Origin of the sequence: Candidatus Thiodiazotropha sp. LNASS1, assembly GCF_964212655.1 — a bacterium.
In the GTDB taxonomy this organism is placed as follows: Bacteria; Pseudomonadota; Gammaproteobacteria; order Chromatiales; family Chromatiaceae; genus Thiodiazotropha.
On sequence record NZ_OZ156465.1, the window covers coordinates 3,066,690 to 3,084,125 of the forward strand.

Consider the following 17,436-nt stretch of genomic DNA (forward strand, 5'->3'; position numbering starts at 1 on the left):
GCGAACAATGTGCCACATAAATCCCTCATATACTAGGGTCTATTGGATTAGTGTTAACAGGCCCCGTCTGCGCATCGTTGTTGCAAACCGTTTTATTACAACCAGAGAGCGGCATAGAGATTGAGTGCCGCAATCGAACAGAAAAACATCACTAGGCTGTAGTTACCATGCCACTTCAGGCTTGCCAGGCTGTGTTGGCCGTATCGACCCTGCATCGAAAGATTGATGCCGGAAAACGGACTGCATGCGACACCGACCGCCCAGGCGGACAGGAAGGTCATTGCCAGCAGTGTACCGTCGGGCTGTAGCGGTGCCAGGAGGGTACCGAGCGCTGCGATATTTATCACCGGATGAACGCCGACGATCGACGTGATCAGCATAAACAGCAGTGTCATGCTGGCCTCCAGGCCGCCGAATTGACTGAATGGCAACCAGCCACCGAATCCCTGAAAAAGGGCGTTCAGGCCGGCAGCCATGACATTGGCGGCCAGGAACAGGTACAGTTCATTGTGCATTGTGGGTATGTCGTGGGTGATGTGTCGTTGCAGTTGGAGCAACGGTTGTTGACGGCGTGCGCTCACGACTATCAGTGCCAGCGTTGGGCTCAACAGGCAGATGATGCCGAGAATATGCCACTCAGGCCGTAATTGATGTATCAACAATATTGCCAGTGCCAAAACCGCGGGTAGCGCCAATGCCGAGGGGTGCATGGGATAACCGACAAACTCCCTGGGCTGTCGTCTGCTGTAACCGGTGATCATAAGTGCGATAATCGCGAGTGGCATCCCCATCAGCCAGATGCGTTCCAGTCTGGCGCCTGGGGCGTAGGTCATGGCCGCTGCCATTGCCGCAAAAAAGGGAGACCAGAATGCGGCGGCGGAAAATCCGCGAGTCAGTACGATGATCTGCTCACGGTCCAGTCCCGTTTTACCCCGAAGGCGGTCTCCCATGATGAAGACCGAGGAGAGGTTGATGACGGCGCCAAACAGATGAACCCCAAACAGGGTTGACCATACCGCCCTCTTCCCCTGCGGCATTACCCTCTCCGGGTTATTGTCAGGGCGGGTGATCAGGCGAAGAAAGCTGACAGCGGCCAGCATCGACAGCAGTTGGGCGTTGCCGGAAAGCATCATTGCCCAGTCGGGTGTCAGATGCTGTGTCAATCCCCAAAGAAGTCCCATTGAACCGATGCTGATGAGGATGACAATCTGGCGACGGGTATGGGTAGGCAGCTCAGACCAAAGGAGAAACCCCGCGGACCAGGTCAACAGGCCAGCCCAGCTATTGGTAAGTTGAGGCCAGAGGGTGTTGACCGCCGTACAGACAACAGCCGCCAGCAGCAGCCATCCGGCGGTAGAGCGACGACTCTTCATAAAATAAAAGCGAGGGCGATGGGAATCACGATCAAACTTGCCAGATTGCCGAATGCGACCATCGTAGCGACTTCCTGTGGAGATTGATGATAACTCTCAGCCAGCAGATAGTTCATCACTGCGGGGGGCAGAATACTGAATAGCAGCAGGATCTCGCGCATCTGATCATTGGGTTGCAACCAGGTGATGGCTAGCCATGCGCCTATCAGGCCGCTTAGCGGACAAAGCAAGGCGCCTGACAGCCCTGCTCGCCAGTAGCGGAGTTCGATATGGATCAAGCGAACCCCAAGTGAGACCAGCATCAAGGGTATCGCCACCTCTGAAAGCATGACCAGGCCAGGCATGAGTATGCTCGGTGTATGCCAGTCGAAGGCATTGGCCATAACGCCCGCCAGGGTGGCCAGAAAAACCGGATTGCGCAGCAGCTCGGTGGGGTGAATCCGGCCACTGACCAGCCAGATTCCGAGACTGAAATGGAGACTTATGGAAACCACAAAGGCTACAACCGCCAGGGGCAGCAGCTGATCACCAAAGGCCAGCGCCGCCAGGGGTAGTCCAAGATTGCCGGCATTGCTGAACATCATGGAGGGCAACAACACCCTTGGTCGGATACCGAGGAGGCGGGACAAGGGGAAGGAAACGATACCGGAGACGATGATGATCATGAGTGCGCCCCAGGCAATGGTCTTCCACTCCTGAGTGTCGGGGATCTTCTCTGACAGGACATAGAACAACAGGGCAGGCACGAACAACTGCATATTGATACGGTTGACCGAGAGGATATCGGACCCGCAGAGGCGACCATAGATATAGCCAAGCAGAGCTATGCCGAATACCGGCAGTGTCACCTGTAAGATCTGTAGGAATAGCGAAGAATGCATGAGTATTTGTTATTGCCCGGCTTCCAGGCTGTTTGGACTCAAGGCCCTCACTGTTGAGTCAGTCGTCTATTCCTGCTCACGCTTTTTCAAACGATAGGCTAATTGCGGACGGGTGATGCCTAAGATACGCGCCGCTTGGCTCAGGTTGCCACTGGCCTTCTTTACCGCGGTCTCCAGCAGCAGTGTCTCCATCTCTTCGAGACTGGTCGATTGGTCTATCACCTGACTGGCAAGCGATTCAACGTCTCCGCCATCCTTTTCGTTTGAGTTGTTGAACAGCGGGACTTCCGGACTCATGCTGAGACATGGAAACAGGTCTTTGAGATCGATTGCATCCCCCGGGGTGACAATGATAACTCCCCGTTCGATCATATTTTCTAGCTCCCGGATATTACCCGGCCAGTCGTAGTCCTTAAGCGCCTCCAGCGCCTTTTCAGTGATACCGCTGACCCGCTTGCCATGCCGGGCGGTGTACTTTTCAAGAAAACGGGTTACCAGCAGTTCGATATCGTCCTTGCGATCACGAAGCGGTGGGATGATAACCGGATAGATATTTAAGCGATAGTAGAGATCGGAGCGGAATCGCCCGTCAGACACCGCCTCCTGCAGATCCACGTTTGTCGCGGCTACAACCCGTACATCAACCTTGCGGGTCCGGGTATCACCCACCCGTTCTATCTCCCCTTCCTGCAGCACACGCAGAAGCTTGGCCTGTGCGTTCATTGAGAGTTCACCCACTTCGTCGAGGAAAAGCGTACCGCCATGCGCGCGTTCGAAACGCCCGGGACGCGACTGCTGAGCGCCGGTGTAGGCGCCTTTCTCCACGCCGAATAGTTCCGATTCGATCAATTCATCCGGGATTGTCGCGCAGTTGATGGCAATGAATGGGTTTTTTGCCAATGGGCTGATGCTGTGGAGTGCACGGGCGAACATCTCCTTGCCGACACCTGTTTCACCAAGCAGCAACACGGTGACATGACTGTCAGCCACCTTACGCAACATATCGCAGGCTTGTATGAAGGGTTGAGATGCGCCAACCATGTCGCCAATGCCTGTCTCCTCCTGCAGCGAGTCACGTAGATGGTTGACCTCATCCTGTAGCGCCAACAACTGCTCTGCCATCGGATCGGGACGGTAGTAACTACGCTCCTCTTCGGCGTTATCCCACTCTTCGATGGGCCTGCCGATGATGCGGCAGTGGCGATCGCCTTTGGCGCGGCAGTCAACCTCGCGATAGGCGATGAAACGTCCCATAATCTCACTGGTATACCCTGAGGCGTAACCGATCTGGGTCCAGCAGACAGGATCGTGATGAATGCCGAAAAGCTTTAAGTGTTCTTCGGCTTCATGGGAGTTCTCCCAAAGAAATTCACCATAGAAGTGGCGCTGACGGATGTCTATATCGACCTTAATGGGTTTTACGTGCACCACACCTTCCAGGGTGTGCAGGCGAGGCCCCATCATCAACAGCTCTTCATCGGTGGATTCAGGTAACAGTTTACGGGCAAGCTCTGCATCCTTGGCGCCGGATGCGTATCCCATGCGGATAAGGACGCCTCTGGCCCGCTCCATACCCAATGTATCCATGAGCTCTTTACGCAACGCTCCCATAGCATGGGTGTGCATCAATACCATGCGCTGATCGTTGAGCAGAATCGTGCCCGCATCGAATGACAGGTGCAGATTTCGGTCCTCCGAGGGCAGACCGGCAATGCTGATTTGGGATGACATATCTCCTCCGGCCGGTCTCGAGCTGCTTACCGGTATCTGTAGTGGCTAAGCCATCCTCCTTAATGGCGGGCTTGCTAATCTTTCTCGTGTCTGAGTTCTTATGATTCTTATAGTTTGGGTTGTTGTTTTTATCAAATCATAAAATGAAGCGGGCGTAAAACAAATCGATAAAAGATGCGCGTTTTGTTTTTGCACTGACATTGTGCAAAAGCAACATTTATCAAGATACCGCTTATCTATTTGGTTAAATGATCAAATTGGTGAATTGTTTTTGATCTGATGGTGAAATCACCTATCCTCCAATAGCTGCAACAAATCTATAAATACTCATTAAATTCAATGGTGTAGGTGTTTTGGCACAGATTCTGCCCTGTTTTTTTGACCAGCAATAAGGCGGATTTTGCATCAAGTGCGGATCGGCCGGGTTTGAGGAGGAAGTGATGGGAGATTATGTGCCGGACATCGGCAAAGCCTATATCCGAGTGACCGGTGAACGGCTGCACAGGTTTGTTGAGTTCGAGTTTTCCATCAACGATGAAGACCTGACGGTTGAACTGATCCTCCCCTATGACGAGTTCAGGGCTTTCTGCGCGAAGCATCAAGCCACTTTAATACAACGTCCTGATGAGATTGGCAGTGTAGACGGGAACGACAGCCGTCCTGGCCTCTATCGAAATCCAACCCATCCGGATCTGAATCGATAGCTTTCTGGAGGAGCATTCTAACGATGAGTATCGATATAAAAACTGTGAATGTGGAGCCGAGGCGACAGACCTTTGCCCATGTTGCGCGCCGCTTGGGTTCCGATGTGCCGGCATCGCGTTATGAAGAGGGAGTGTACGATGTTCAGGCTACGACGCACTTCCACTATCGTCCCATATGGGGTCCGGAATATTGGACCTTCGATGAGGGGCGTACCGCAATCAGGATGCAGGACTGGTATCTCTTCAAGGATCCGCGACAGTTCTACTACGGCACTTACACAATCGCCCGCGCCAACATGCACCAGACTACGGAGCGCAACTTCGCCTTCGAGGAGAAGCGCGACATGCTGGCCAATATCGACGCCGCCTGGCGGGAGCTGATCGTCAGATATCTGATCCCGCTGCGCCACTATGAGTGGGGCGCGAATATGAACGCCTGTTCCATCAGCGATGCCGGCTATGGCACCGCCATCACATCGGCGGCGATCTTTACCGCGGGGGATCGGCTGGGCATTGCGCAGATCCTCTCCCGCATCGGCATCGTCCTCGGCAGTGGCAACGGTGAGCTGCTGGATGAGGCCAAAACTCAGTGGATGGAGGCGGATGCCTGGCAGGGCGTGCGTAAAGCGGTGGAAGACAGCCTGGTACTGAAGGATTGGTTCGAGGCGATGCTGGCCCAGTTCCTGGTCATGGACGGGTTGGTCTATCCCCTTGTCTACAACCATTTCGACACGCAAGGCCAGAAACACGGTGCGGCGGCCCTCTCCATGCTGTGTGAGTTCATGGTTGACTGGAGTGCCGAACACAATCGCTGGGTGGATGCGGTCGTGAAGGTTGCAAGCAAGGAGTCGGATGAGAATCAGGCCCAGCTCTCCCAATGGTACAGAGCATGGCGCGACACCATGACAGAGGCCCTGACGCCGTTGGCATCTATGGTGCTGGTCGATGGCGCTGAATCGGCAATCGCCGATGTGCGTGAACAACTGGATGTCCGAGCCGGTAAGCTCGGCCTGACCGTATAGGAGGAGGCCGAGATGGCTGGAATAGTATCCATCACCCTGCAAAACAATGACGAGGCTCGTCCCGTGATCGAGTCCATTCTGCATGACAATCCCAGTGCCAACGCCAACTACATGCCAGGTGCGGTCAAGATCGACTGTCCGGAGCGGTTGGTGGTGAAGGCCGAGTCGGTATCCGAGCGCATCGGCCGTGACTGGGACCCGCAGGAGATCCACCTCACCATCGTCTCCATGGGCGGCAGCCTGGATGAGGACGATGACGAGCTGGTCCTCTCCTGGGGCGTGTAACACCGGAGGAGCAAGCTATGACACCCCAACGCAAAAAAAAGCTGAACCTGAAGCAGCGCTATGCGCTGATGACCAGAGGTCTGGACTGGGAGACCAGCTACCAGAAGATGGACGATGTCTTTCCCTATGATACCTTCGAGGGGATCAAGATCACCGACTGGTCGAAGTGGGAGGATCCCTTCCGCCTGACCATGGATGCCTACTGGAAGTACCAGGGCGAGAAGGAGCGCAAGCTCTACGCGGTACTCGACTCGTTTGCCCAGAACAACGGCCAGTTGGGTATCTCCGATGCCCGTTATGTAAATGCCATCAAGCTGTTTCTTACCGGTGTCACGCCGCTGGAGTACCAGGCCCATCGCCACTTCGCGCACCTGGGCCGGCATATTCGGGGTGTGGGTCCGAGAGTGGCGGCGCAGATGCAGTCCCTGGATGAGCTGCGCCATGCACAAACCCAGATCCATACCATCAGTCACTACAACAAGTATTTCGACGGCTTCGCCGAATTCCCTCACATGCATGATCGTGTGTGGTATCTGTCTGTACCCAAGTCGTTCTTTGACGATGCCTGTAGCGCCGGTCCCTTCGAGTTCTTCACAGCAATTTCATTCGCCTTCGAGTATGTGCTGACCAACCTGCTGTTCGTCCCCTTTATGTCCGGCGCAGCCTATAACGGCGATCTGGCCACGGTGACCTTCGGTTTCTCCGCCCAGTCGGATGAGGCGCGCCACATGACTTTGGGCATCGAGGTGATCAAATTCATGCTGGAGCAGCATCCCGACAATCTGCCCATCGTGCAGAAGTGGGTGGACAAGTGGTTCTGGCGTGGCCATAAAATGCTGGGCCTGGTGGCGATGATGATGGATTACATGCTGCCCAAACGCATCATGTCCTGGAAGGAGGCCTGGGAGATCTACTTCACCGAGGCGGGCGGTGCGCTGTTCGAGGATCTCTCGCGTTACGGTCTTCGTGTGCCCAAGTATGCCGATATCGCTACCGATGAGGCGGAGCATATCTCTCACCAGAACTGGGCGATCTTCTATCAATACACCCAGGCGGCGGGTTTCCACACCTGGCTGCCCAGCGATGAGGAGATGGCCTGGCTGTCGGAGAAGTATCCCAATACCTTCGATAAGTACTACCGTCCACGCTTCGAGATGTGGCGGGAGATGGAGGCCAAGGGTGAGCGTTTCTACAACAACGCGCTGCCCCAGCTCTGCCAGACCTGCCAGATACCCATGGGCTACACGGAGCCTGGAGATCCGACCAGGATCGGGTTTCGCAACAGTGTTTATAAAGGCGATCGTTACCATTTCTGTTCCGATGGTTGTAAGGACATCTTCGACAACGAGCCGGAGAAGTTCTCACAGGCCTGGTTGCCCGTACATCAGATCTTTCAGGGTAACTGCGGAGGCGCGGAACTGAGTGACGTTCTCAAGTGGTACCACATGGAAAACGGTACAGACAACATGGACTACACGGGTTCGCCGGACCAGAAACAGTGGGATGCCTGGCAGTCAGCGCGTAAGCGGGTGGCCGGTTAAAGCAACGATAGACGCCTTCCGACACCCGGTTTCCATGGTCTGGATGGCGAAAGAAGATTTTTACAATGAGGAGAGAGTCATGGCTGTTGTCGCCCTCAAACCCGGATACGCGGATGCTGTCGAAATCCGCGACAGAAAAGAGAATTTTCATGGTAACCAGGTGGTATATCTGCATTGGGAGGAGCATCTCAGTTTTTGCGCTGCAACCGCTTTTCCTTTGTCTCCCGATATGCCTTTCGGCGCGCTAGCCGAACAACTGATTCCGCAGTACTACGGCATGCACCCCGACTTTGGGTTGATCGACTGGGATCGTGTGGAGTGGAAGATCAATGGTGAGGTGTCAACGCCTGATATGGGCAAGAGCCTCGCGGAGAACGGTGTCGATCATAAAACCCTTGTCTGTTTTCGCACCCCTGGTCTGAATGGTTACAAGGGGTCCTGTTCATAACACACATCAAGATCCGCAGCTGATGAATGCGGGTCATTAATAGGCAAATCATCACCGTGGTGATCCGCGGTGTCCAAAGGAGGATTGAGTGATGGCGATTAAAGGCGTTTTACGTCCAGGACATATCTCTTTGCGTGTGCTGGATCTGGATGAGGCTCTTGTTCATTACAAGGACCGGTTGGGATTGTTGGAAACGGACCGGGACGATCAGGGCCGTGTCTACTTGAAAGGATGGGATGAACAGGACTGGTTCTCTGTTGTATTGCGTGAAGCGGATACGACCGGGATGGATTTTATGGGCTTCAAGGTCGATAGCAGGGAGACAATGGATGAGCTTGAGGGCAAGCTCAAGGCGTTCGGCTGCAATGTCGAACGTGTGCCGGCCAATGAGCTGAATCACTGTGGCGAGCGGGTACGTTTCGATTCCCCCACCGGTCACATGTTCGAGCTGTATGCGGAAAAGGAAGTGAAAGGCACCGATATGGGGCGGGTCAATCCCGAGCCCTGGCCGGATAATCTCAAAGGCATGCAGGTACAACGTTTCGATCACTGTCTGCTGTATGGCGATGATCTGGATGGCAGCATCAAAATGTTCAAAGAGGTATTGGGTTTCAGTGAGTCGGAGAAAGTGATGGATGGAGAGCTCCAACTGGCCTCCTTCCTCACCTGCGGTATGAAGGCCCACGACCTGGCGCTAATCCGTCATCAGGATAAAGGCAAGCTCCATCATGCTTCATTCCTGCTCGGTTCCTGGGAAGAGGTATTAAGGGCCGCCGATATCATCGGCAAGCATAAGATCTCCATCGATATCGGTCCCACCCGGCACGGTATCACCCGTGGTAGAACCATCTATTTCTTCGATCCCTCAGGCAACCGCAATGAAGTCTTTCATGGCTCTTATGACTGGTATCCTGACCATGAACCCATTACCTGGACAGCTGATGAGCTGGGTGGTGCGATTTTCTATCACGACCAGAAACTCAATGAACGTTTCCTCACTGTAGTAACCTGATCATTTATCTATTTTAACGCAATAAAGCCCCGCTCCTGGGGCTTTATTGCCGTTGCTGTACAGGTAGCAACGGGGATCAACCGGAGTAGCCCGCTTTTTACAAAAAAAAGTGGGCGCTTCATCACCATCGCACTCAGTAACCCGAACCGTGCAACCGGTGTAAATGTGGAAAAGGCCGCGGTATTTCTATTCGCAGCGCAGTCGATTTTTTAATTCTCATGGGATGTGTTAGTTACGATTCGTGACATATATATACGCTACTGCAAAAGCAAGAGCCGAATTTATCTCCTGAACCAACCCTGTTTTTTTTTTCTGGCTGATCTACTATCAAAGAAGATGAAGTTTTTCTGAAAGGAGTTATTTAGTTAATAAACAGGGTCTTATATCAACAAGGATCCAATGATTATTGACCTGCCCATTTGCTGTTAAATCTGTAATGAACTTTAAAGCGCCAGGTCAATTCCTCGTCGGTATCTTGCTGCTGCTTTTCTGTAGTGTCTTGGCAGGAGAGGTGCCGATAAGCGAAAAACAGATTCATCTGCTCTACTCTGATCATCCCGGATTCCCGACACCGCCTGCCGATAATGCATTGGACTATGTAATCGGCCTTGGCGCATACAGGGTTACAGAAGCACCCAAGGTGCTTCTGGACGTCAACGACGTCAAGCATGCCTTGATGCTGGAGGATCGGCCGCACAATACCGGTGTGGCTGAGGCCCTCTCGTTCAGTAATACCATAGATTTTGGCAATCCCTATCGGACCTATTTTCTCTATACCCTGATAGGTCTGGGTGCCTTGTTGGTGCTTGTCTCCATATTGTTTCCATTAGTGAGAAAATATCGGCAACTTAACCGTGCGATCATAAAGCGCGAGCAGCAGTACCGTACTATCGTCGAGAACAGCCATGACGGTATCTTGCAGATCGACGGCGAGGGCAATACAACCTTCGTCAACCACACCTTGGCGGATATGTTCGGATATAAAACCGATGAGATGATGGGCAGATCTTTTTATGACTTCATGGATCAAGAGGCGATCGAGATAGCCCGGGAAAATCTTCAACGGAGACAAAGAGGTATCGCTGAATCTCATGATTTCAGGTTTCGGCACAAAAAAGGACATGACATATGGACCCGAATGAATACAGGGCCCATTAAGGATCGCGATGGAAGGGTTATCGGCGCCCTTGCCATGGTCAGCGATATTACTGAGACGAGAAAGGAGAGGATACAATTAAAGGAGAGCGAGGAAAACTTCCGGCAGTTGACCCATGCCATCCGAGAGGTCTTTTGGCTGGGATCCCCGGATTGGCAAGAGGTTTACTACGTCAGTCCGGGCTATGAGTTGATGTGGGGCAGAAGTTGTCAGAGCCTGTATGACAATGCCGCCAGTTGGGTCGAGGCTTTGCCACGTGAGGATCTTGAACGTGTTGAGCGTTTTCTTGCAGAGCATTTACAGCAACCCTGGGAAGAGCTGCACTTTCCTGAATATCGGGTGATTCGCCCGAACGGTGAGATATGCTGGGTGGATGCCAAGGCATTCGCCATTCACGATGAGTCGGGAAAACCCTATCGTGTCGCCGGTATTGCTGAGGATATCACGCAACGAAAAAACAACGAATTTAAGCTCAATCATCGCCTCGAACTTGAAAAGATGATTGCAAAGCAGGCTTCCATTTTACTGGATACCTCTATTGACGAGCTTGATCAGAGGCTGGCCAGCTTGTTGAAAGAGATTGGTCAATTTTCCAAGAGTGAGCGTGCCTATCTTTACCAGGTCGACAGTGATCTTGCCACCATGTCGAATACCCATGAGTGGTGCGCTGAAGGGGTGGCGGTTCAAACAGGGAAGCTGCAAAAGCTTCCCCTTTCCGATTTCGATTATATGCTGGAGCAGTTTAGCCAGGACAGGCCGCTCTTTGTCGAGTCCCTTGACGATCTGACGGTAGAGGCCGGTGAATTCAGGCAACATCTGGCTGAGCAAGGGATAAAGTCGTTGTTGGCGATGCCTATACGCATCGATCAGGCGCTCATCGGCTTTATCGGATTCAATACCGTTACGGTCAGTTCGACCTGGCAGCAAGAGGATATTCTGTTACTGCATACATTTTCCGACGTGCTGGCCAGTGCCATAAGACGACAACGTACCGAAACCGCACTGCGAGATTCGCGTCGTACCATGCGGGTCTTGCTGGATAATCTCCCGGGTGCGGCCTATCGCTGTAAAAGAGATCAGTATTGGAGCATGATCTTTATCAGTGATGGGATTACTGAAATCACGGGGTATAAACCGTCGGAATTGATTAATGATCAGCTGCTGAGCTATGCCGATGTGATTCATCCGAAGGACAGAGGAATAGTGTCAAAGCAGATAGCGGCTGCAATCGACAAAGGTGTTACCTTCGAAATCGAATACAGGATATTCGATCGCTGGCAGAGAGAGCGCTGGATGTGGGAAAGAGGGGCTCAGGTTGAGTCAAAAGACGGTACTCCTTTGCTCGAAGGTTTTATCTCCGATATAACCGATCGCAAGCAGGTTGAAAGTGCGCTGCAAGCAAGCGAAGACTATCAGCGCCTGATCATGAACTCGACGGCAGAGGGTATTTTCAGTCTTGATGAACACGGTCTCTGCAGCAGTGTAAACCAGGCTGCTCTGGCGCAGTTGGGTTATGGCAGTGAACAGGAACTGATTGGTCAGCCCATGCATCAGCTGATACACCATTCGCATGCGGATGGTTCAGATTATCCAAGCGAGCAGTGTCCTATCTACAAAGCCTTCAACAGGGGCGAACAGATTCATGTGGATAGCGAGGTTTTCTGGCGCAAGGACGGTACCAGCATTCCGGCCGAATACTGGTCGTATCCGCTGATCAAACAGGGGAAAATCCGGGGGGCTGTAGTTACCTTTATCGATATCACTGAACGGAAATTCAATGAAGAGGTGATGGAATCAAGGGTGAAGTTGCATGAATATGCGCAGGGGCATACTGCCAATGAACTACTGGTGTTTGCGCTGGATGTGGCTTGTGAAAAGACCGACAGCAAAATCGGCTTTTACCACTTTCTCGAGGATGACCAGAAAACCCTCACGCTGCAAGCCTGGTCAAGCGAGACGACCGAAAGTTTTTGCCAGGCTGCGGGAGAGGGATTGCATTACGATGTCGATGAAGCCGGTGTATGGGCCGATGCAGTGAGAGAGAGGCACCCGGTTATCCACAACGACTATGCCTCGTTGCCTCATCGACGCGGGCTGCCTGATGGCCACGCCGAGGTCACTTGCGAACTCTGTGTGCCGGTGTTCAGGGGCGACAAGATCGTCGCCATCATGGGGGTGGGCAATCGTGCCCGGCAAAACTACGACAGGCACGATGTGGAGAAGGTGAGCCGGATTGCGGAACTGGCCTGGGATATCGTCGAAAACAAGTTGATTGAAGACCAGCTGGAACAGAATCGCCAGCAGCTCAGTACGATACTTGATACGGTCAAGGAGGCGGTCGCGCTTTGGGATGACCGCGCGAGACTGCGATATGCCAATAGCGGTTTTTTCTCTTTACTGAAGCTGCCCATCGAACTGTGGGGCAGAGAGGCGAGTGTCGGCAAGGCTATCGGTGATTTGGTCCCGCAGGCCTCACCGTTGAAAAATATCGAACCACTACTGGCCCGTTTATTGTCTCGAGGGGAGTCGATTGAAAATCTTCCCATAGAGATTGAGAGAAAAGAGCGGGAACCCATATGGATCGGACTGACGATACATGCGCTTTATGATAGAGGTACTGGTCGAATCACAGGCGCAGTCTCGACCATGTCTGATATCACCGAGCAGAAGAGTCATGAGCATCGTCTGGAGCAGCTGGCCCATTTTGATAATCTTACGCGGCTGCCCAACCGCCTGCTGGCTATTGATCGTCTGCGACAGATGACTGCAAGAGCGCGGCGCACCGGTGAACTGATGGCGGTTTGTTATCTCGATCTGGATGGGTTCAAGGCTGTAAACGATAAATTTGGGCATGAGGCGGGTGATGAACTGTTAAGAGAAACGGCTCAACGGCTGGCCTTATGTGTACGCAACGGAGATACGGTAGCCCGTTTGGGTGGTGACGAGTTCCTGATTCTATTGGCCGACCTGAAGGATCAGCAGGAGAGTCAGCTCATTCTCAAGCGTATTCTGGAGATGGCGACAAAACCCTACACGGTAGCCGAACATGTTCTATCGACAGTCACCGCCAGCATCGGTGTCACCCTGTTTCCCAATGATAATTCGGAACCTGATAAGTTGATTCGACATGCAGACCAGGCGATGTATATGGCAAAGGAGTTGGGTAAGAACTGCTACAAGTTCTTCAACAAGGATTTCGAACAGCGGGTCCGGGCGCAGGAGGAGACACTGGGTGAAATCATCAAAGCCATGGATAGCGATCAACTCATCGTCTACTACCAACCGGTGCTTGATTGTCGGGCAGGCCGAGTTATTGCCGCAGAGGCATTGATACGTTGGGACCATCCCATATTGGGCCTGCTTGAGCCGGCAGAATTTCTGCCGTTGATCAATAAGAGTGAAGTGATGCAGTCGCTCACAGAGCAAGTCATCGATCAGGCGGTCTTACTGATCGAGAACATGCATAGCAAGGGTTCGACGTTCTCAATCGGTATCAATATCTTTCCGGAGCAATGCTTCGATCCGGTATTTTTCAAAAGGCTGCAAAATCGTGTAATGAAATTGGATCAGCATCAACGTTCACTTTTGCAGCTGGAGATTTCCGAGCGGGTCGTCACATCCCATTTCACCCAGACGGAACGGTTTATCGGCGATTGTCTCGAAATGGGCATCGAATGTGTGCTCGACGACTTCGGTGTCGGCGATACCTCGATCCAGCAGCTTTCTCGGCTGCCGGTCAGAGCGATCAAGGTGGATCGTACCCTGACCCAGAAAATGCTTGCCGACGAGCACCAATATGCGTTAATCAAAACCATGTTGAATATGGCCAATGCCTTCAATCGCATGGTGATCGTACAGGGGGTCGAAGAGGAGCGACAGATGGCCACACTACTGTCGTTGGGTTGCAGCCGCATGCAGGGATTTCTTTTTTCAGAAGCGATGTCATCAGAGGATTTCACTCACTGGCTGGCTTTGACAATGGAATCAAAAGATTGGATACGACGCTTCGTAATGACATAGAGGATAGGTGAATGTCTGAAACGAAATACAAATATGAGCCCTTTGTCTGGAGTGATTGGATGTCTACCGGGGTTGAGGTGATCGATACCCAGCATCAGAATCTGTTGAATATGGTGAATGACGCCTACAACAGCATCACCGAGACGACCAGCCCCATGACCTTTCAAAGGATTACCAAGGAACTGCTGAGCTACGCCATCTATCACTTCCAGACAGAAGAGTCATTGATGAAGGAGTATGATTATTTTGGCGAACGATCGGAGGATGCGGCACAGCATATCAAAGAGCATCGTGATTTTTCGGCAAAAATAGTCGCCGTAAGAAAGACATTCAATTCCGGCGATCGGGATCAGATCATTCCAGTACTGGAATTTCTGCAAACCTGGATTGCCAGCCATACCCAGAAAGTGGATATAAAATTGGGGGCATTCATTCAGGCAAAGGAGGCGGAGAGGCCGTCATCAAATACAGATTGATTCGCGCGCCAAGTTTCTTTGCCTGTCAGAAAACATTTTTATGCAATCTCCTGTTCTCTGTGTGCCTCTTCCCGCAGCACTTTCAGCGTGATTTCAGCCGTTCTCATGATGTGTTGCTCGATCGCATCACAGGCTCGCTTGCCATCCCTGGCCAAAGCCGCGTTACGCAGCTCTTTATGTTCCTGGTGCAGGTCACGGGGAATCTCGGTGCTCAGGGCAATGTTTCTGTAGCGTTTGTGTTGATCGTAGAGAATGCCATAGAAGCGGCGCAGCCATTTTGAACTGCAGCCGGCGATCAGCGCTTCGTGAAAATCATGATTGCGGATCTCCCATTCGGCAGGGTCCCTTTCCTCCGATTCTTCAACCTTTTCCAGCTGATAGAAGGCGGCGACAATTCGAGATTCCCAGGCATCATCACCCTGCTCAATGCTCTGACAGAGTGCCTGCTTCTCAAGCAGGATTCGCAGTTGTGTTATGTCTGCCAGATCCGCTTCGGACATCGGGGCGACGCGAAAACCGCGCTGCCCTTCCGCAGTAACGAAGCCATCCGCTGTGAGTCGGCTCAAGGCCTCGCGTAGGGGGCTTGCGCCGACACCGTATGCAGTGCGCAGGTGTTCAATGCGCAGTTTCTCGTCCGGCTGCAATTCACCATGAATGATATCTGACCTGAGCTGCAGATAGGCCTGGTCGGACAGTGTCTTGGCTCCGTTCGGTTCAGCTTGTTCGTTGTAAGTTCTTGCCATAACTGTGTTTTTCCATCTGATGACCTGAATGATATCTGCTCTTTACCCTACCTGCTATGTAGGATGCATGACACTGACTTTTGTCAATATTTTAGTCGAACATAATAAATTTACAAAAATATCGATAATATTCTTGCAAATCGATAAAATATCGCTATTCTTTTGTTTATCGATATTTTGGAGCGATGAATATGGCATACCAACTCACCATCGAGCCAACCGGCGACGAGGTAGAGGTCGATGAGGGTCAAAATATCCTCGATGCATGTCTGCGCGCCGGTATTTGGATGCCTCATGCCTGTTGCCACGGGCTATGCGGCAGCTGCAAGGTCGAGGTGCTTGAAGGAGACGTGGATGTGGGAGACGCTTCAAGCTTCGCTCTGATGGATATGGAGCGTGAGGAAGGAAAGGTTTTGGCCTGTTGCGCCACCCTGGATACGGATACGGTGATCGAGGCGGATATCGACGAAGATCCCGATGCAAGGATCATCCCCGTGAAAGACTTTGAGGCTGAGATCGTCAGGCTCGAAAACCTTACCCATGATGTAAAGGGAATCTGGCTGCAGCTGGATGGCGAGAGTATCGACTTTCAGGCGGGTCAATACATCAATCTGCAGGTTCCCGGCGTCGAGGTGCCGCGCGCCTTCTCGCTGGCAAGCAAGCCGTCCGACGGCAAGCTGATCGAGCTGCATATCCGCCTGGTGCCGGACGGTGAGGCAACACCGATTATCCACAATGATCTGAAGGTGGGCGACAGACTCGGTTTTACCGGACCCTATGGCCGTTTCTTCGTGCGCAAGTCCCGTAACGAGCCGATGATATTCATCGCCGGCGGTACCGGACTCTCGAGTCCCAAGTCGATGATTCTCGACCTGCTGGAATCCGGTTGCACGACACAGATCACTCTTTTTCATGGCGTCAGGGCAAAACGGGATCTCTACGATGACGAGCTGTTCAACACCCTGGCGGATCAACATCAGAATTTTACCTACTACCCTGTGCTTTCACAGATGGAAGCGGGTGACGACTGGAGCGGTGAGACCGGTTTCGTACACGAAGCGGCTCAACACCATTTCGGTAATGGCTTCAGCGGCAATACCGCCTACCTGTGCGGGCCTCCGGTGATGATCGAAGCCGCGATACGCGCCCTCATGCAGGGCCGTCTGTTTGAGAACGACATCTTCACCGAGCGCTTTCTCACCAAAGACGAAGAGAACCGTAAGCGCAGTCCGGTATTCAAGAGGCTCTGACGATGTCCACACAATACGAAATCTATGTGGAAGACAAGGATACGCGTTTTCACTGTGGCGGAGAGCAGCGCCTGCTGCACGCCATGCAGGCGCAGGGGCTCGGGTCGATACCGGTCGGCTGCAAAGGCGGTGGCTGCGGTATCTGCCGCATTCAGATCACTCAGGGCAGGTATGAGACCCGCAAAATGAGCCGTACCCATGTGACAGAAGAGGATGAGCTTCTGGGCTTCGTGCTCTCCTGTCGGGTCACCCCCAAGAGTGATCTCTCCCTTCGGTTGGCACCTAAACCGAAAGAGGGGACATCCGAGAGCGCAGCATAGCGCTCAGTCAAAACGGCAAGCAAGGCACAACATCAACGAAGGCGGGAGAAGTCCCGGCAGGAGGAGATCATGGCAGTGGCAAGTGACGATCATACGGTTCGCTTCATACAGATAACCCTGGGTGAAGTGGGTGTCTCCAGAGACCAGCTGAGTATCGATGGCTTTACAGAGACCGACCATCAGGATAATGCCCGGCATTTTATGAAGAGCTGGAGTGATTTCGATCGCAGTAACAATACCTGGTGCACGTCAGAAGAACAGAACTGAGCATGCCTGAGATAACCATCAATGCAAAAGGCCCGCACTGGCGCTACGCCATGCAGACCAGTGAAGAACTGGCGGATGTGATTGGTGTTTCCGGTGCCTTCGAGGCCGGGGATGATGCCCGCGCAGAGGCTGGTATTGCAGCATTGGGTCTTGCCGCTGAATCGATCGAAACTGCCGAAGCGAACAACGGGAAATCTTAGGAAATTG

The 17,436-nt window shown here is 52.7% G+C and carries 16 protein-coding genes; 12 read left to right on the forward strand and 4 right to left on the reverse strand.

Annotated elements, in window-relative coordinates; genetic code table 11:
• Nucleotides 1-95 precede the first annotated feature (95 nt).
• The 3 genes from AB8516_RS13440 to AB8516_RS13450 all read right to left on the reverse strand — a co-directional run bounded on the left by AB8516_RS13440 (nucleotide 96) and on the right by AB8516_RS13450 (nucleotide 3,985).
• The gene (locus tag AB8516_RS13440; RefSeq protein WP_369161372.1) at nucleotides 96-1,373 is read right to left on the reverse strand and encodes a hypothetical protein; all 1,278 of its coding nucleotides are present in this window, start codon (nucleotides 1,371-1,373) and stop codon (nucleotides 96-98) included.
• Nucleotides 1,370-2,254 carry an AEC family transporter gene (locus AB8516_RS13445; protein ID WP_369161374.1) on the reverse strand — a complete coding sequence of 295 codons (885 nt, stop codon included), beginning with the start codon at nucleotides 2,252-2,254 and terminating at the stop codon, nucleotides 1,370-1,372. The genes AB8516_RS13440 and AB8516_RS13445 overlap by 4 nt, the downstream gene beginning before the upstream one ends.
• A gap of 66 nt (nucleotides 2,255-2,320) precedes the next feature.
• Nucleotides 2,321-3,985 (reverse strand): sigma 54-interacting transcriptional regulator, encoded by a 1,665-nt coding sequence (locus AB8516_RS13450; RefSeq protein ID WP_369161376.1) that lies wholly within the window; start codon nucleotides 3,983-3,985, stop codon nucleotides 2,321-2,323.
• 440 nt (nucleotides 3,986-4,425) lie between these two features.
• On the opposite strand from AB8516_RS13450, the gene AB8516_RS13455 reads away from it, so the two are divergent.
• From AB8516_RS13455 to AB8516_RS13490, 8 genes are all read left to right on the forward strand, one after another.
• Entirely contained in the window at nucleotides 4,426-4,689 is a 264-nt protein-coding gene (locus AB8516_RS13455) for a phenol hydroxylase subunit (RefSeq protein WP_069121173.1), read from the forward strand.
• 23 nt (nucleotides 4,690-4,712) lie between these two features.
• Nucleotides 4,713-5,711 carry an aromatic/alkene monooxygenase hydroxylase subunit beta gene (locus AB8516_RS13460; RefSeq protein ID WP_108289708.1) on the forward strand — a complete coding sequence of 333 codons (999 nt, stop codon included), beginning with the start codon at nucleotides 4,713-4,715 and terminating at the stop codon, nucleotides 5,709-5,711.
• Between the two features lie 12 nt (nucleotides 5,712-5,723).
• Nucleotides 5,724-5,996 (forward strand): MmoB/DmpM family protein, encoded by a 273-nt coding sequence (locus tag AB8516_RS13465; RefSeq protein WP_369161378.1) that lies wholly within the window; start codon nucleotides 5,724-5,726, stop codon nucleotides 5,994-5,996.
• Nucleotides 5,997-6,013: 17 nt separating this feature from the next.
• Entirely contained in the window at nucleotides 6,014-7,537 is a 1,524-nt protein-coding gene (locus AB8516_RS13470) for an aromatic/alkene/methane monooxygenase hydroxylase/oxygenase subunit alpha (protein WP_369161380.1), read from the forward strand.
• A 79-nt stretch (nucleotides 7,538-7,616) separates the two neighbouring features.
• Nucleotides 7,617-7,985, forward strand: coding sequence for a phenol hydroxylase subunit P4 (locus tag AB8516_RS13475; protein WP_369161382.1), 369 nt, complete (start codon nucleotides 7,617-7,619; stop codon nucleotides 7,983-7,985).
• Nucleotides 7,986-8,076: 91 nt separating this feature from the next.
• Entirely contained in the window at nucleotides 8,077-8,997 is a 921-nt protein-coding gene (locus AB8516_RS13480) for a catechol 2,3-dioxygenase (RefSeq protein ID WP_369161384.1), read from the forward strand.
• Between the two features lie 436 nt (nucleotides 8,998-9,433).
• Entirely contained in the window at nucleotides 9,434-14,173 is a 4,740-nt protein-coding gene (locus tag AB8516_RS13485) for a PAS domain S-box protein (RefSeq protein WP_369161386.1), read from the forward strand.
• 11 nt (nucleotides 14,174-14,184) lie between these two features.
• The gene (locus AB8516_RS13490) at nucleotides 14,185-14,649 is read left to right on the forward strand and encodes a bacteriohemerythrin (protein WP_108289714.1); all 465 of its coding nucleotides are present in this window, start codon (nucleotides 14,185-14,187) and stop codon (nucleotides 14,647-14,649) included.
• Between the two features lie 38 nt (nucleotides 14,650-14,687).
• On the opposite strand, the gene AB8516_RS13495 is transcribed toward AB8516_RS13490, so the two are convergent.
• Nucleotides 14,688-15,392, reverse strand: a complete 705-nt coding sequence (locus tag AB8516_RS13495; RefSeq protein WP_108289715.1) for an FCD domain-containing protein — start codon at nucleotides 15,390-15,392, stop codon at nucleotides 14,688-14,690.
• Nucleotides 15,393-15,583: 191 nt separating this feature from the next.
• On the opposite strand from AB8516_RS13495, the gene AB8516_RS13500 reads away from it, so the two are divergent.
• The 4 genes from AB8516_RS13500 (at nucleotide 15,584) to AB8516_RS13515 (ending at nucleotide 17,429) form a co-directional block, all read left to right on the forward strand.
• Complete coding sequence (locus AB8516_RS13500) at nucleotides 15,584-16,642, forward strand: NADH:ubiquinone reductase (Na(+)-transporting) subunit F (protein ID WP_369161388.1); 1,059 nt, start codon at nucleotides 15,584-15,586, stop codon at nucleotides 16,640-16,642.
• 2 nt (nucleotides 16,643-16,644) lie between these two features.
• Nucleotides 16,645-16,962, forward strand: coding sequence for a 2Fe-2S iron-sulfur cluster binding domain-containing protein (locus AB8516_RS13505; RefSeq protein ID WP_369161390.1), 318 nt, complete (start codon nucleotides 16,645-16,647; stop codon nucleotides 16,960-16,962).
• A gap of 69 nt (nucleotides 16,963-17,031) precedes the next feature.
• Nucleotides 17,032-17,229: a hypothetical protein gene (locus AB8516_RS13510; protein ID WP_108289718.1), complete on the forward strand. Its 198-nt coding sequence runs from the start codon at nucleotides 17,032-17,034 to the stop codon at nucleotides 17,227-17,229.
• Nucleotides 17,230-17,231: 2 nt separating this feature from the next.
• Nucleotides 17,232-17,429 (forward strand): hypothetical protein, encoded by a 198-nt coding sequence (locus AB8516_RS13515; RefSeq protein WP_369161392.1) that lies wholly within the window; start codon nucleotides 17,232-17,234, stop codon nucleotides 17,427-17,429.
• The last annotated feature ends 7 nt before the right edge of the window (nucleotides 17,430-17,436 follow it).